10 protein-coding genes and 1 pseudogene are annotated in these 14621 nt (G+C 61.5%); 9 read left to right on the top strand and 2 right to left on the bottom strand.

The annotated features are described in order from the left end of the window. Window positions 1-3: 3 nt before the first annotated feature. Complete coding sequence (locus DW823_RS03315; protein ID WP_118080276.1) at window positions 4-663, top strand: DUF5028 domain-containing protein; 660 nt, start codon at window positions 4-6, stop codon at window positions 661-663. A gap of 74 nt (window positions 664-737) precedes the next feature. On the opposite strand, the gene DW823_RS03320 is transcribed toward DW823_RS03315, so the two are convergent. Beyond that, on the bottom strand, window positions 738-1463 hold the full coding sequence (locus DW823_RS03320) for a hypothetical protein (RefSeq protein ID WP_118080278.1): 726 nt from the start codon (window positions 1461-1463) through the stop codon (window positions 738-740). A 115-nt stretch (window positions 1464-1578) separates the two neighbouring features. On the opposite strand from DW823_RS03320, the gene dnaX reads away from it, so the two are divergent. Next, window positions 1579-4074: a DNA polymerase III subunit gamma/tau gene (gene dnaX / locus DW823_RS10000; RefSeq protein WP_158567256.1), complete on the top strand. Its 2496-nt coding sequence runs from the start codon at window positions 1579-1581 to the stop codon at window positions 4072-4074. A gap of 21 nt (window positions 4075-4095) precedes the next feature. On the opposite strand, the gene DW823_RS03330 is transcribed toward dnaX, so the two are convergent. Next, entirely contained in the window at window positions 4096-4569 is a 474-nt protein-coding gene (locus DW823_RS03330; RefSeq protein WP_117648547.1) for a hypothetical protein, read from the bottom strand. Window positions 4570-4918: 349 nt separating this feature from the next. Between DW823_RS03330 and DW823_RS03335 the strand changes: the two genes are divergently transcribed. The 7 genes and pseudogenes from DW823_RS03335 to DW823_RS03365 form a co-directional block, all read left to right on the top strand. Beyond that, window positions 4919-5239 (top strand): YbaB/EbfC family nucleoid-associated protein, encoded by a 321-nt coding sequence (locus DW823_RS03335; protein WP_006235174.1) that lies wholly within the window; start codon window positions 4919-4921, stop codon window positions 5237-5239. A 13-nt stretch (window positions 5240-5252) separates the two neighbouring features. After that, a complete protein-coding gene (gene recR, locus DW823_RS03340) occupies window positions 5253-5849 on the top strand; it encodes a recombination mediator RecR (protein ID WP_089573257.1) in 597 nt (198 codons plus the stop codon). Window positions 5850-6094: 245 nt separating this feature from the next. Next, window positions 6095-7000: a hypothetical protein gene (locus tag DW823_RS03345; protein ID WP_117564927.1), complete on the top strand. Its 906-nt coding sequence runs from the start codon at window positions 6095-6097 to the stop codon at window positions 6998-7000. Further along, a complete protein-coding gene (locus DW823_RS03350) occupies window positions 6997-8841 on the top strand; it encodes a hypothetical protein (RefSeq protein ID WP_118080282.1) in 1845 nt (614 codons plus the stop codon). The genes DW823_RS03345 and DW823_RS03350 overlap by 4 nt, the downstream gene beginning before the upstream one ends. A gap of 3 nt (window positions 8842-8844) precedes the next feature. Beyond that, on the top strand, window positions 8845-9783 hold the full coding sequence (locus DW823_RS03355) for an FHA domain-containing protein (RefSeq protein WP_117778771.1): 939 nt from the start codon (window positions 8845-8847) through the stop codon (window positions 9781-9783). 451 nt (window positions 9784-10234) lie between these two features. Beyond that, on the top strand, window positions 10235-13774 hold the full coding sequence (gene nifJ, locus DW823_RS03360) for a pyruvate:ferredoxin (flavodoxin) oxidoreductase (protein ID WP_118080284.1): 3540 nt from the start codon (window positions 10235-10237) through the stop codon (window positions 13772-13774). 686 nt (window positions 13775-14460) lie between these two features. Continuing rightward, a pseudogene (locus DW823_RS03365) lies at window positions 14461-14621 on the top strand (carbamate kinase); the annotation flags it as partial.

The raw sequence follows: 14621 nt of genomic DNA on the forward strand, positions 1-14621 counted from the left end.
GCGATGAAGAAGACCCTGTGGACGAGAAGATCGGCGCTCGCGCTTTTTTGCTGTGCTGCTACCGGCCTTGCGGGCATGAGGGTGAGCGTCGTTAACAGGAATCGGACAGTCATTCCTGAGAAATATTACGCGGAGGGCGAATGGCTCTCGATGGATGGAGCGTTTCTGGGATCGAAGGATGTGGTGACTGATGGGTATTCGTTTTGCATAGATGGAGCAGAACTACTCACGCCGCGCGAGTATCTCAAACGAGCGCATGACGATTATTCAAAATATGGCACCGTGGATACGAAAACGAGACTGAAGGATGCCGACATCACGTGCGTTATCGCCGTAAAGATGCGTGTCAGAAATAGGGATAATATCGACGGTGGAATCAAAGCGTATGTTTGGCATCTGGTTCCGGAGTCTGCGCCAAACTATGATTTTGTAGTCAATACCGATCTGATAACGCAAGCCATGCCGGTCCTTGGCGGCTCTGCTGCGTTTGCCGTGGAGGTTGGGGCAGAAAACGAGTTGCTCGTCCCATTTATGATGCAAAACACCAACGACTATTTCGAAGATTATGAAACCGTCCGTTTTGAGAAAGCGTTTCCCGGAGCCTATACGATGAAGATGACCGATCTGCCGGAGCGGAGGCTCTTAAGGTTTGAAGTGAAGTAACTCGAAGGTCCTGTTGGGGGAGCCTCATCCTACGCTGAAGCGGGATGAGATTCCCTTCGCAGTGGCGCTCGGCCCTAGCGCTTCTTCTTGCTCTTCTTCTGCTTGCGCCGCTTGCCCTTGTTATCCTGGGGCTTGTCGGCCTTGTCGCCCCGCTTGGCCTCGGCGGCAGCCTTCTCGGCCTTCATTTTCTTCTTCTTGGTCTCGATGCGGAGCTTTTTGTTAATGCGCGCCTTAAGGAAGGTGCCAAACTGCTCGGCATTGCCGCGGACAAAGGTGTCCTTAGGGATCGTCACGCCCTGGTCGGCGAACATGGCTACAAAGATGCGCTCGCCGTCGAGCACGTGGTCGAGCTTTTCAAACGGGAAGAACTGCGACTTGCCGCTCTTGCCCCAAACCATCAGGCCGTCCTCGTTGGCGGCGACGCGGCGATAGCGGCCACCCATGGACTCGTCGGCCTCGACGGCATCGATAAAGTCGCGGGCGAGGGTGTGGTGCAGGTTTTTGCTCCACCAGGCCAAAAAGGCGCCGAATACGATCAGGACGACGCCAAACTTGATCCAGTTGCCGCCGGCCACCAGCATGCCAATGCCGAGCAGCGCGGCAATTGCCGCGGCGACATACAGCGAGCCACGACGCCTGGGCGAGGCGATCAGACGGGCGAAGTCGGTGACCAGGTCGTTTTCGTACTGGTACTCGTTGAGGTACAGGATGCCGTCGTCGGCTGCGGCCTGCTTCTCGAGCGCGACCTCGACCTGGTCGGCTGCTTCGGAGGGAACGAGGTTGCTCTCTGCGTCTGCCATGCTCTTTGGACTCCTATCGCGGCGGGCTCGCCGTACGGGTTATTATGAATGAAGTATGCCGTGCGACCGCATGGCCGTCGCGGCAACAAGACTCAGTATACCCGGGGGAGCACCCATGGAATCGTTGTACCGAAAGTATCGCCCGCTCACCTTCGACTCCGTGGTGGGCCAGCAGCATATCGTCTCGACGCTCGAGCACGCCATCACCGAGGGACGCCTGTCCCACGCCTACCTGTTCTGCGGACCGCGCGGCACGGGCAAGACCACCATGGCGCGCATCCTTGCCAAGGCGCTGCTGTGCCGCAACGCCGAGGCGGCGCGCGCCGAGGGCGCAAGCGGCTGCATGCCCGACGGCACCTGTGAGGAGTGCGAGCTCATCGCCGAGGGCAACCACCCCGATGTCTACGAGCTCGATGCCGCAAGCCGCACGGGCGTGGACAATGTGCGCGAGGAGATCATCAACTCCGTCAACTTTGCCCCGGTGCGCGGCAAGTACAAGATCTATATCATCGACGAGGTTCACATGCTCACGACGGCGGCGTTCAACGCGCTGCTCAAGACGCTCGAGGAGCCGCCGGCACACGTGATCTTTGTGCTGTGCACCACCGATCCGCAAAAGATTCTGGAGACCATCCTCTCGCGCTGCCAGCGCTTCGATTTCCACCGCATCGGCAACGAGGATATCGAGCATCGCCTGTCCTACGTGTGCGAGCAGGAGGGCTTCGATTACGACGACGAGGCGCTTGCCATCGTGGCGCGCCATGCCAAGGGCGGCATGCGCGACGCGCTCTCCACGCTGGAGCAGCTGAGCGTTTTTGGCAACGGCGCCGTGCATGCGGACGATGCCCGCTCGCTTTTGGGCGAGGTTTCGGACCAGATTCTGGGCGAGTTTGCCCGCGCCATCGCCGAGCGTGATATTACTGAGCTCTATGGGCTCATTCGTGCACAGGTCGAGGAGGGCAATGACCTGCTTGAGCTGACGCGCGACCTGGTGGCGCATGTGCGCGACGTGTATGTGGCCTGCGTTGCCGGTGCCCGTGCCGAGCTGTTTGAGGGCGGGGTCGAGCAGGCCGAGGCGCTTGCTGCCGAGGCCGCCGCCTTTGGCGAGCATTCGGCCGACCGTCTGGCCCGCGTGCTGACGGTGCTTGACGATGCCGCGCTGGAGATGAGGGGCGCGAGCGACGTGCGCCTGGTGCTCGAGATCGCCTGCACGCGCCTGGCACGTCCCGAGGCTGATCTGACCATTGAGGCCCTGGCCGAGCGCGTGGCACGCTTGGAGGCCATGGTTGCCAACGCCGCGGTGCCGGCGAGCGTGGCTGCTGCAGGTGCTGCGCCTGAAACTGTCTCGGCTGTACCTGCGGCGATGCAACAGCCGACACTGATCTCGGGTGCCCGAGCTACCGCTCCGACAACACCTGCCGTGCCCGCCGCTGCGTCTGCGCGCCAGGGCGGCATGCCCTGGGACCGAGGCACTGCCGCTCCGGCGACCCAGCCTGCGCCCGCGCCGACCCCCAAGCCTGCCGCGCTGACATCTCAGCCTACATCGGCTCCGATGTCTCAGCCCGTTGCGGCTCCCGCGCCTGCCGCCGCTCCGGCACCTAAGCCCCAGCTCAACAACGCCGCCCAGGTTGCTGCCGCCGGCGCCGCCGAGACCCCCGCGGTTGAGGATGCCGGCGAGCTCCAGCGCAAATGGGCCGAGGTCGTCGAGCGCGTCAAGGCCCAACAACCTTCTTATGCGGCTCTCCTGTTGAACGCTCGCGCTACGGCAGACGATGGTTCTAAGCTCACGGTCTCGTTCCCTACGACATTTGCTATCAAGATGCTCGGGCGTGCTGATACACAGGCGGTGTTTTTGCCGACAGTCAGTGCGGTTTTCGGTCGTCGCACCGTCGACTATGTCTTGGATGGGGGTGGCACGCCGGCTCCTCAACATGAGGAGCATTCTCCATCTGCACGGGCTGCGGCATCTGCGGACCCGCAACCCGTGTCCTCGGCGGCCCCTGCATCCTCGAACGCCAGCGCGATGCAGCCAAAAGCGGCACCGGTAGCGGCACCGACCCCGTCGGCGCCTGAACCCGCTGCGCCCAAACCGGCTGCTCCGGTCCCCGCGCCCAAGCCCGCTGCCGCGCCTGCGCCCGAGTCATCCGACCTGGCCAAGGCCCCCTGGCTGAGCTCCGACAACCCCGCCGGCGCCCCCGCTACGGGTAAGCTCCCGACCGAACCCGCGCCCCGAGCGCCCGAGCGCGCGTCCGCTTCCAAGACTCAGCCGTCTGCGCAGGCTGCGTCGTGGGAATCCGAGCAGGTGCCCTACGACGACGCCATGGTCGGCGGCTTCGCCGGCGATACGAGCGGGGAGGATCTTCCTCCGTTCGACGTGCCTGCCGCGGTGCCTGCGCCCAGCCCTGCCGCTTCAGCCGCGGCTCCCGCAGCTGCGACGTCCGCTCCCACAAGCGATGACGCCCCCGCTGCCCCTTGGGAGTCCAACCCCGGCGCCGGCAGTCCCTTCGGCCACCAGGGCGCAGCCCCGAGCATCCCGCAGACCGAGGATGAGGCCAAAGCCCTCATCCGCAGCGTCTTCGGCCAGTCCACCATCTTCAAGCCGGTGGAGTAGCTGCGCAGGCGGGTATACTGCTCAAGAAGAGAACCCCTTGCCCGGGCGCATCTGTATTTCGGACATGTGCAACGTGGTGCCGCGTATATCGCATTCGAGCAGACAGGCGCGTGACGGTCGGCCTAGGATGCTGAGGTCGATACGATACGTCGCATGGCTGTCCGTGTACTCGACTTGCTCGGCGTTGACGGTTGCTCCGATTGTAAATAAAGAGCCCAGTTCGGCATCGACAATCTTGGAGTCCTTTATCTTGACCTTGAACTCTTGGTAGAGGGACGGGCTGTTGTAGTAAATGGTTCGGGTTCCGTCGGTGCATTCATCGGTCGTCTCCCATTTGACGACGGGCTGGTCCGAGCTGGCTATCAGCAGTTCTGCTCCAAAAGCTATGGCATGGGTGATGATAACCAGTAATACCCAGACGACAAAGAGATAGAGAACCACATATGCAACGGGGTGTTTTGAGCGGATGTTTTGGAGTACGGCTGGGACATTCACGAGGGCACCTCCAAATCGTCATCTATGACAATCAAATTATACCCAGCCGCCATGCGTGCCGCCTCGAGCAGCGGCTCGGCATTTTGCCATGTAGCCTTGTAGCCCTACGCATAAACTGCCTGGTTCCAGCTCTGCTAGATGTAGCTTGAGATAATTATGCAACCTTGCATAATTCGACCTTGCATAATCTTGGGCGTGCGTCACGCTCAAGGACATGTATATCGACTGAGGTAGCGTGTCCGCCCCGCTTGCTTGCCCCGCGCCGTGGTACGATTTTTGAGTTTGAAAGTCCCGTCGCGCTCCGGCTGCCCTTGCAGCTTGTCGCGCGGCCGCACGTAAAGGAGCCATCATGGCCGGTATGAACATGCAGCAAATGATGAAGCAGGCTCGCAAGATGCAGGAGCAGCTTGCCGCCGCGCAGGAAAACCTTAAGTCCCAGACCGTCGACGCCTCTGCCGGCGGCGGCATGGTCAAGGTGACCGTTAACGGCGAGATGGAGCTCGTCAACCTCACCATCGACCCCGATGCCCTCGATCCCGAGGACGTCGATATGCTGCAGGACATGATCATGGCTGCCGTCAACGAGGCCGTCCGCGGTGTCAACGAGCTCGCCAACAAGCAGATGGGCGCCATCACCGGCGGCCTCAACATCCCGGGCATGCCGTTCTAAGACACGCATATATATGAGTGCCAACCATAGTCTGCAAAAATTGCTCGATGAGCTGGGCCGTCTGCCGGGCATTGGTCCCAAGTCGGCCCAGCGCATCGCCTATTACCTGCTCGAGGCCGATGCCGAGGAGGCGCGCCGCCTGGCCGAGGCTATCCTGGAGGTTAAGCAGGAGGTTCACTTTTGCAGCCGCTGCTTTAACTACGCCACGGCCGACGAGTGCTCCATCTGCCAGGATTCGATGCGCGATACCACTCGCATTTGCGTGGTGGGCGAGCCGCGCGATGTCCAGGCGATTGAGCGCACGGGCAGCTACCACGGTCTCTACCACGTATTGGGCGGCGTGATCAGTCCCATGGACAAGATTGGTCCCGAGCAGTTGCACATTCGTGAGCTGCTGGCACGCTTGGGCCACGAGGACATCCACGAGGTCATCATCGCCACCAACCCCAATATCGAGGGCGAGACCACGGCGAGCTACCTGGCCCGCACTATCAAGCCGCTGGGCGTTGAGGTATCGCGTCTGGCGAGCGGCCTTCCCGTGGGCGGCGACCTGGAGTATGCCGACGAGCTTACGCTTGGGCGCGCCATCGAGGCCCGTCGCACGATTTAGGTGGCGAGCCTGCTCCTGCCGTATGTCTTCATCGCGACGCACGGGGTAGCCATAATTTCCCCGTGCGACTGTAAGTTTGTTGTGCAACAAAGATGCTTTGTATCCGCTTATCGCATGGATGCTTCCACTCGCATCCTTAATTTGCCCATTCGTTGCGCAACCTTTTGGGTTCGCTGATACACTCAAATATGGATTCGAATGAATGCGCCGCTCCCGAGCGGCGTGTTTTTGTTGGAGGAGAACGCATGCGGCCCGGTGGCACTCAGACAAAGCGCGGCGCCGCGGTGCGCATGCGACGCCGACTGGGCTTGGCGCCGCGGGCGTACGCACTGCTGTCTTGCTCGCTGGTGCTGGTCATAGCTGGCGTTTCTGCCTATGGCATGACCGTGCCGTCCATGATGCAGGCACATGCCGCACGCGAACCGCGCGTGGGGCATGAGGTCAAAAGTGACCTGGGGACCACGACTGGATATGCTTGGGCAAGTGTGGTCGCGCATATTGTGTTTGGCACCGGCGACGCGGACGGCGCCGAGGCCCCGGACAACGAAGTCACGCTTGCCAATGGCAAAACCATCGTGCTCACCAACACCAAGATCATCGATCGGTTGTCCAACAATAGCGTGGCGGCAACGGTGAATAAGGTCGAGCAGCAGAAGGAGCAGGACGCCCAGCAGTCCGGAAAGCCCGGTAGCTCGGATACTTCTGGCTCCGGCTCGGATTCGTCGAGTTCGGGCGGCGGCTCTGGGTCGGGTTCCTCTGCCGGAGGGTCTGGAAACGGCGGCTCGACGGGCGGCAACACTGACAACGATGCAAACTCCGGTGGCCTTTCCGCTGCTGAGGAAGAGAGCATTCACAGTTGGCTTGTAACCAAGTACAACATGCTCGACGGCTATGTTTCTCGCGCCAATGACGTGGTTTCGACCTATAACTCTACGGGAGATCCCAGGCCGTGCGACAGCCTGGTCGGGGAGATGTTTGTCATTCGAGCCGAGTTTGGTCGTCAGACATTCTCGCCCCGGTCAAAGTGGTATCAGCAGTATGCCAATCTGTGGGGCTGTTACACCAACCTATGTCAATGGGTCGGCCATTACGGCGATGATGACGTCGCGCTCGGTAACTTCAACAATAACGTGGCGGCGCTTGCCCTATGATGACCGATCTTGCATCCACCACACCACAATCGCTCGGTCGCGATCCCATGGTCGGCTTGCGCCTGGCGCGTGTCGACGGGTTTGAGCCGGCCATTGCGCTCGGTCAGGACGAACTGCCTGCCTATCTGCGTCGTTTTACGATGCTGTTTGCCGACGATGCCACCATGCGCCGTGGCGGTATCGGCCGCGTGACGCGTGCCGTCAACGCCCAAGGCGAGGCCGTGGCGCTCAAGCAGCTCATCTTGCCGACGCGCGATGAGTTTGACGACGATGCAACTCACGAGGCGCTGGTCGCCAAGTTCAAAGCGGCATTTCGCGAGGAATATGAATGCCATCGCGCCCTTTCGGGCCTTAAGGGCTTTCCCCGCCTCTATGGCTGGGGCGAGGTCGACGGTGTGCCTGCAATTGTCATGGAATGGGTCGAGGGCGAGACGCTTGCCCGCTTGCGTTCGCGACTCGCCGTGGACGATGACGGACGCCTGTCGCCGCTTGTGGCGGCGCGTCTGGGTCGCGACCTGTTCGATCTGCTCTGCCGTATGAGCCTGGTGGGTGAGGGCTTTGTCCATCGCGATATCTCGCCCGCTAATATTATGGTGCGTACGGCGCGTCTACCGCTTGACCGGCAGCTTGCCGAGGGCACCTTTGACCTGTGCCTGATCGACTTTGGCTCGTCGCTGGCGCTCGAGCCTGCGTCGGCCGTGGCCGGTACCGGCGGCAAGGCGTCGTTTACGGAGCGCTATGCCACGCTGCGTCGCGCGACGGTTGCCTATGCCCCACCCGAGATGCTCACCGACGATATTCCCGATCTGCGCGCTTTGCGTATGTCGCCGGCGATTGACGTCTATGCCGCGGCAAGCACGGTTTACGAGCTCATTGCCGGCGTCGCGCCATACGAAGCCGCGCCGAGCACTTCGGGCACCTCGGGTTCGCGCAAAAAGACGCGCGACATCGCGAGCCCCTACCGTCTCAAGATGGACACGCGGCCCGACTATCCCATTGGTGCCCATGCGCCCGGTTGTGATTTGACTCAGCTGCTTCGTCGTGAGCCCGATGTGGCGCTCGCCGCGGCCGAGCAGGCCCAGCAGCTAGGGCTTGAGCCGGATTCCGAAGAGCTACGCGATGCGCTGGCGTTTGTCGATGCCCAGCTGTTCGACGTGGTGATGGCCTGTCTGTCCAGCCATCAAAAAGATCGTCCCGAGCCGGCGGCGGTCGAGGCGGCGCTCTCGGCGTTTTGTGACCACTATGCGCAAAATGTCGGTCGTTCGCTCCGCGGCGAGCCGCTCACGCCGTGCCCCATGGATGCGTCTGGCCGTGCGGTTCGTCGCGCGCTGATGGTCGGCGCGACGGTCGTCTGTGGCGTGGTTTGGGCTGTGGTCGTGGTTTCGGCCGCGCTGCTGGCGTCGGGCGCTCGCGTGACGGCGACTTTGGGATCGCTCGTGTGGTCTGGGACGCTACCGGGTATTATTGCCGCACTGGCGTTGGCGCTGCCAGGCGTAGCCGGCGTTACCGCGGGGGCACTTGCGCGCAATCGGCGCTCGGGGTTCCTGCAGGGTGTGCTTGCGCTTTCTGCCTGCGAGGTTCCAGTACTGGTTGTGGCTGCATGTAGCGTATTTTCCCAACGCGCCGTGATGGGCGGCCTTGTTGCCGCTCTGGTTGCAACCTATACGCTTACGTGGTTTTTGCTTGCGATGGGCTTTGCCTTTGAACTTCCCGTTTCGGCACCGCGACGCACAAAAGCCCAGATGGCGACTCCGCTTGCCGGTGGAGCCGCAGCTGCCCGTACTTTTGGCGGACCTGTCGAAGTATCGTCCGATTCTATTTCTACGACCAAGGAGGCCTAGGTCATGGCATCTCAAGTTGAGCTCACCCCATGCGGGGCCATGTTTGACATCTTTAAGCGCGCGGCGCATCTGAGCCATATCGAGCTGTGCGGCCTGGTGCTTTCGTCCCGTCCGCTCGCCGACGGCCGCAGCCCGCAGAGCCGAGCCGCCGATCGCTCTTGGGTTTCCCGCTTTATCGTTCGCGCGCCGGTCGGCACGCTTCAGCAGCGCTACTTTGCCGAATACGGTACCTCGGCTGCGCGTATTATGTCGCAACTGGCCCTGCGCCAGCGAAATCCCATGGACTCCACGGCTGTGATCAATATGGTGTGCGGTCCTGCAGGTGAACCGATGGTACGCGCGCTCGAAGAGTGCCATCAGGACACGAATCTCTATCGCAACGCGCTCGATCGCCTGTCCCAGGCGGCGGAACTCATGCCCGCCGAGCGCGCCGAGGCCGTGCTGGTGCTGTTTGTCGCCGTCGGTTGTTCGGCGGATGTGCGGTCCTCGGTGAACTATGCCATCGACTACGCGCACGCGACCTGTGGCGGAGGCACCTCCACGCCGCGTTCGCTTGGCATGTCGATGACCGCGGGCGAACGCGAACCCGCTCCGGCGCACCCCTTGGGCTTGCTGCGCGTACAAAACAGTTTTGTCGTGAGCGCCCCGCGCTGGATTCAGCCGAGTGAGCAGGGTGTTGAGATTGGTGCGCTGGCCACTGGTGAGGGCGATATTACCGACGTCGGCGACGATGTCTCGGCCCGCCATGCCCATATCTGGTGCGATGCTCAAAATATCTGGCACGTCGAGGACTTGTCGTCCACCAACGGAACCGTGGTGGTAAACGGGGCCACGCGCGTCTGCATTCAGGTCGAGCCCGGCCGTTCCGCCCAACTCAATCCCGGCGACGAGCTCAAGCTCGGCGAATCCACTACCTACGCCGTCCTCTTCGGTGCCCTCTAGCCGGCAGATAGGGACGTTCCTTTCCTGCCGGCACTTTGGGACACTCCTTGGCGCGCCAGAGCCAGTCGCCCGGGGATGGAGGGACCATTTTGGCCCTTGGCAGTCACCCAAGGTAAACCTTTACCGCCCGCCTATATTTGCCGAAATTACACTTGACGGCGGGGTACAATAAGCCCGCATGCGGATTTCCGTTGCGGGCGCTTCCCATCGCCGGGGCGTGCCCGGGAGCATCCGGCATGCGGCCTTTGCGGCGCTCGGTCATGTGCAAGACGGGCGGTCGGGTCTGTGGGGCGCATCAGTTGCCCCTCGCCTCGGCATGTCTTCTCTCCACGCCACGTACCTGCTGCTGAGCCTGCCTGCCAGATGATTGGAAGCAACAGCGTAAATCCCATCACGCCAACATCCCGGCGATCGCCGGGGCCTGTATACCTATATGAGAGGAGAGGGGTATATGGCGCGTAAGTTTAAGTCTATGGACGGCAACGAGGCGGCCGCATATGTTTCGTATGCGTACACCGAGGTAGCGGGAATCTATCCCATTACGCCGTCCAGCCCGATGGCCGACCATGTCGACCAGTGGGCGGCCCAGGGTCGCAAGAACATCTTCGGCACCCCGGTCAAGGTCGTCGAGATGGAGTCCGAGGCAGGTGCAGCCGGTACCGTTCACGGTTCTCTGGGTGCCGGTGCTCTGACCACCACCTACACGGCTTCTCAGGGTCTGCTCCTGATGATCCCGAACATGTACAAGATCGCGGGCGAGCAGCTCCCGGGCGTCTTCCACGTCTCCGCGCGTTGCGTCGCTTCCCACGCCCTGAACATTTTTGGCGATCACTCCGATGTCATGGCCTGTCGTCAGACCGGCTTCGCCATGCTCGCCGAGGGCAACGTCCAGGAGGTCATGGACCTCTCGCCGGTGGCTCACCTTGCCGCCATCGAGGGAAAGACCCCGTTCCTTAACTTCTTCGACGGCTTCCGCACCAGCCACGAGATCCAGAAGGTCGCCATGTGGGACTACAAGGATCTGGCCGAGATGTGCGACATGGACGCCGTCCAGGCTTTCCGCGACCATGCGCTCAACCCTGAGCACCCGCACACCCGCGGCAGCCATGAGAACGGCGATATCTTCTTCCAGAACCGTGAGGCCTGCAACAAGGTCTACGACGAGCTTCCCGCCGTCGTCGAGGGCTACATGAAGAAGATCAACGAGAAGCTCGGCACCGATTACGGCCTGTTCAACTACTACGGCGCTCCCGATGCCGACCGCGTCGTCGTGTGCATGGGCTCCTTCTGCGACGTGCTCGAGGAAGTCATCGACTACCTCAACGCTCACGGCGAGAAGGTCGGCCTGGTCAAGGTTCGTCTGTTCCGTCCGTTCTCCATCAAGCACTTCGTCGACGTTCTCCCCGAGACCGTCCAGAAGATCGCCGTCATGGACCGTACCAAGGAGCCGGGTTCTATCGGCGAGCCGCTCTACCAGGACGTCGTCTCCGCTCTCTACGAGGCTGGCAAGACGGGCATCAAGGTCGTCGGCGGCCGTTATGGCCTGGGCAGCAAGGACACGCCTCCCGCGTCCGCGTTCGCTGTCTTCGAGGAGCTCAAGAAGGACGAGCCCAAGCGCGAGTTCACCATCGGCATTGTCGATGACGTGACCAACCTGAGCCTGCCCGAGGCCGAGGATGCGCCCAACACCGCAGCCCCCGGCACCATCGAGTGCAAGTTCTGGGGTCTGGGTGGCGACGGTACCGTCGGCGCCAACAAGAACTCGATCAAGATCATCGGCGACCACACCGACAAGTACGTCCAGGCCTACTTCCAGTACGACTCCAAGAAGACCGGCGGCGTCACCGTCTCGCACCTGCGCTTTGGTGATTCTCCGATCCGTTCGCCGTACTACGTGACCAAGGCCGACTTTGTCGCTTGTCACAACCCCAGCTACATCGTTAAGGGCTTCAAGATGGTCCGCGACGTCAAGCCGGGCGGCACCTTCCTGGTCAACTGCCAGTGGAGCGACGAGGAGTTCGCCGAGCACATGCCCGCTGTGGCCAAGCGCTACATCGCGAACAACAACGTCAACGTCTACCTGATTGACGCTATCGACCTGGCCGCTAAGGTCGGCATGGGCAAGCGCACCAACACGGTGCTCCAGTCCGCCTTCTTCGCGCTGGCCAAGGTCCTGCCCGCCGAGGACGCCCTGCAGTACATGAAGGACGCGGCTACCAAGTCCTACATGAAGAAGGGCCAGGCTATCGTCGACGCCAACCACAAGGCCATCGATGCCGGCGCTACCGCTTTCCGTAAGTTCGAGGTTCCGGCCGACTGGGCTACCGCCGAGGACGCCGCTCCCGTCGAGCTCTCCGAGGAGGCCAAGTCCGCTATCGCCCAGCAGGTCAAGAACCTGCTCGAGCCCATCGATCGCATGGACGGCGACAGCCTGCCTGTTTCCGCCTTCGTCGGTTGCGCCGACGGCCAGTTTGAGCTGGGCGCTTCCGCATACGAGAAGCGCGGCGTCGCCGTGGTCGTTCCCCACTGGGACGAGACCAAGTGCATCCAGTGCAACCAGTGCGCCTATGTGTGCCCGCATGCCACCATCCGTCCGTTCGCGATGACCGAGGACGAGGCTGCCGCCGCGCCCGAGGCTACCCGCACGCTCGACGCCATGGGCCCCAAGGCCAAGGGCATGAAGTTCACCATGGCTGTGTCCCCGCTCGACTGCATGGGTTGCACCAACTGCGTCAAGGTCTGCCCCAAGGGCGCCCTCGAGATGGTTCCCACCGAGCAGGAGATGGACCAGCAGCCCGTTTGGGACTACATGGTCGAGAACGTCTCCGAGAAGAAGGAGCTCATCGCGGCCAACGTCAAGGGCAGCCAGTTTAAGCAGCCCTACCTGGAGTTCTCTGGCTCCTGCGCCGGCTGTGCCGAGACCGCCTATGCACGTCTGGTGACCCAGGTCGCCGGCGACCGCATGTTCATTTCCAACGCCACCGGCTGCTCCTCCATTTGGGGTAACCCCGCCGCCACCGCTCCTTACTGCAAGGACAAGGACGGTCACGGCCCGGCGTGGAACAACTCCCTGTTCGAGGACAATGCCGAGCACGGTCTGGGCATGGCCGTTGGCTATGAGGCCGTTCAGCACAAGCTGATCGCCGCTACCCAGGACATCATCGCTGCCGATGGTCCGTCCGATGAGCTCAAGGCCGCCGGTCAGGCTTGGATCGACTCCGTCAACGACGCCGAGGCCTCCAAGACTGCTGCCGCTGCCTACGTTGCCGAGCTCGAGAAGTGCGGCTGCGACGCTTCCAAGGCAATCCTCGCCGACAAGGCTTACCTCACCAAGAAGTCCTTCTGGATCTTCGGCGGCGACGGTTGGGCCTACGACATCGGCTTCGGTGGCCTGGATCACGTCCTGGCTTCCGGCCACAATGTCAACGTCTTTGTCTTCGACACCGAGGTTTACTCCAACACCGGCGGTCAGGCCTCCAAGGCCTCGAACCTGGGCCAGGTCGCTCAGTTCGCCGCTGCCGGTAAGGTGACCAAGAAGAAGTCCCTGGCCGAGATTGCCATGAGCTACGGCTACGTCTACGTGGCGCAGGTCGCCATGGGCGCCAACCCGGCTCAGACCCTCAAGGCCATCCACGAGGCCGAGGCCTACGACGGCCCATCCCTCATCATCGGCTACAGCCCCTGCGAGATGCACTCCATCAAGAAGGGCGGCATGCAGAACTGCCAGGCCGAGATGAAGAAGGCTGTCGAGTGCGGTTACTGGAACCTCTTCCGCTTCAATCCCGAGGCTGCTGCCGGCAAGAAGTTCTCGCTCGATTCCAAGGAGCCCGCGGGCGGTTATCAGGAGTTCCTGATGAACGAGGCCCGTTACGCTTCGCTGACGCGTTCCTTCCCCGAGCGCGCCGAGGAGCTCTTCAAGGAGAACGAGCAGGCCGCTATGGACCGCTACGCTCACCTGTTGAAGCTCAAGACGGTGTACAACGAGGCCTAGGTCTCCCACCGCAGGATCTGAGGGCTAACCTTCGCGGACGTCCTCGGACATGAAAGAACCCCCGCTGCGCACTACGTGCGGCGGGGGTTCTTTCGTCCTGCGGAGTGTCCGCGAAGGTTAGCCCTCAGATCCTGCTACGACTACGTCCTCGGATTGTGTGGGCTGATGAAGAACGTGGTTGTGGGGGGCCTTTTGTCCCCTTCGCTGTTTCGCGGCTTTGCCGCGAAACCTCGCGCCACTTTGGGGATGGATGGAGGTTTTGGCCGTTGCTGCCTTCTGTCCCCGTGCTTTGGGACTGGGTGCCTTTTTGGAGCGCTTCTTTATTCCTTATGCTGGATGAAATGCCCCATGTTTTTGTAAGGGTGCATACTCGTCTTATCAATGCATAGAATCTCGTATAGTGCGAGTAAGATATTACGCTGCCTGTTTTGTGTTTAGCAAAGATATAGTTTGCATAATCTGGTCTAATCCCTGCTCTATTAAAATAAAGTTGCACGTAAATGACGTAGATATGCTTGAGCTGGGATTCTTTACGCTGAGCGGGTAAAAGCGACCGTTCACCGTTCAACTGTTTTCAAAATGAATAAAATGAGCGATAAAGAGAATATAAACCTTAATAAACTCGCGTATCGCACGGGCGCGGGTTATTAATGGGTTGTAGGCCTTTTACAGAAAGGATTCCAGCAATGTCTAAGCCTCTTGGCAAGCCCGACCGTATCGTCGTCGCCCTTGGCGGCAACGCCCTCGGCAACAACCCCGTTGAGCAGATCGAGGCCGTGAGCAACACCGCTCATGCTCTTCTTGGTCTTATCGAGCAGGGTAACGAGATCATCATCACCCACGGCAA

Source organism: Collinsella sp. AM34-10 (assembly GCF_003469185.1).
Classification (GTDB): Bacteria; Actinomycetota; Coriobacteriia; order Coriobacteriales; family Coriobacteriaceae; genus Collinsella.

What these genes read in the sequence shown, in the direction of transcription:
- DW823_RS03315 (WP_118080276.1), top strand. Translation starts at nt 4, where the DNA reads ATGAAGAAGACCCTGTGGACGAGAAGATCGGCGCTCGCGCTTTTTTGC.
- DW823_RS03320 (WP_118080278.1), bottom strand. Translation starts at nt 1,463, where the DNA reads ATGGCAGACGCAGAGAGCAACCTCGTTCCCTCCGAAGCAGCCGACCAG.
- dnaX (WP_158567256.1), top strand. Translation starts at nt 1,579, where the DNA reads ATGGAATCGTTGTACCGAAAGTATCGCCCGCTCACCTTCGACTCCGTG.
- DW823_RS03335 (WP_006235174.1), top strand. Translation starts at nt 4,919, where the DNA reads ATGGCCGGTATGAACATGCAGCAAATGATGAAGCAGGCTCGCAAGATG.
- recR (WP_089573257.1), top strand. Translation starts at nt 5,253, where the DNA reads ATGAGTGCCAACCATAGTCTGCAAAAATTGCTCGATGAGCTGGGCCGT.
- DW823_RS03345 (WP_117564927.1), top strand. Translation starts at nt 6,095, where the DNA reads ATGCGGCCCGGTGGCACTCAGACAAAGCGCGGCGCCGCGGTGCGCATG.
- DW823_RS03350 (WP_118080282.1), top strand. Translation starts at nt 6,997, where the DNA reads ATGATGACCGATCTTGCATCCACCACACCACAATCGCTCGGTCGCGAT.
- DW823_RS03355 (WP_117778771.1), top strand. Translation starts at nt 8,845, where the DNA reads ATGGCATCTCAAGTTGAGCTCACCCCATGCGGGGCCATGTTTGACATC.
- nifJ (WP_118080284.1), top strand. Translation starts at nt 10,235, where the DNA reads ATGGCGCGTAAGTTTAAGTCTATGGACGGCAACGAGGCGGCCGCATAT.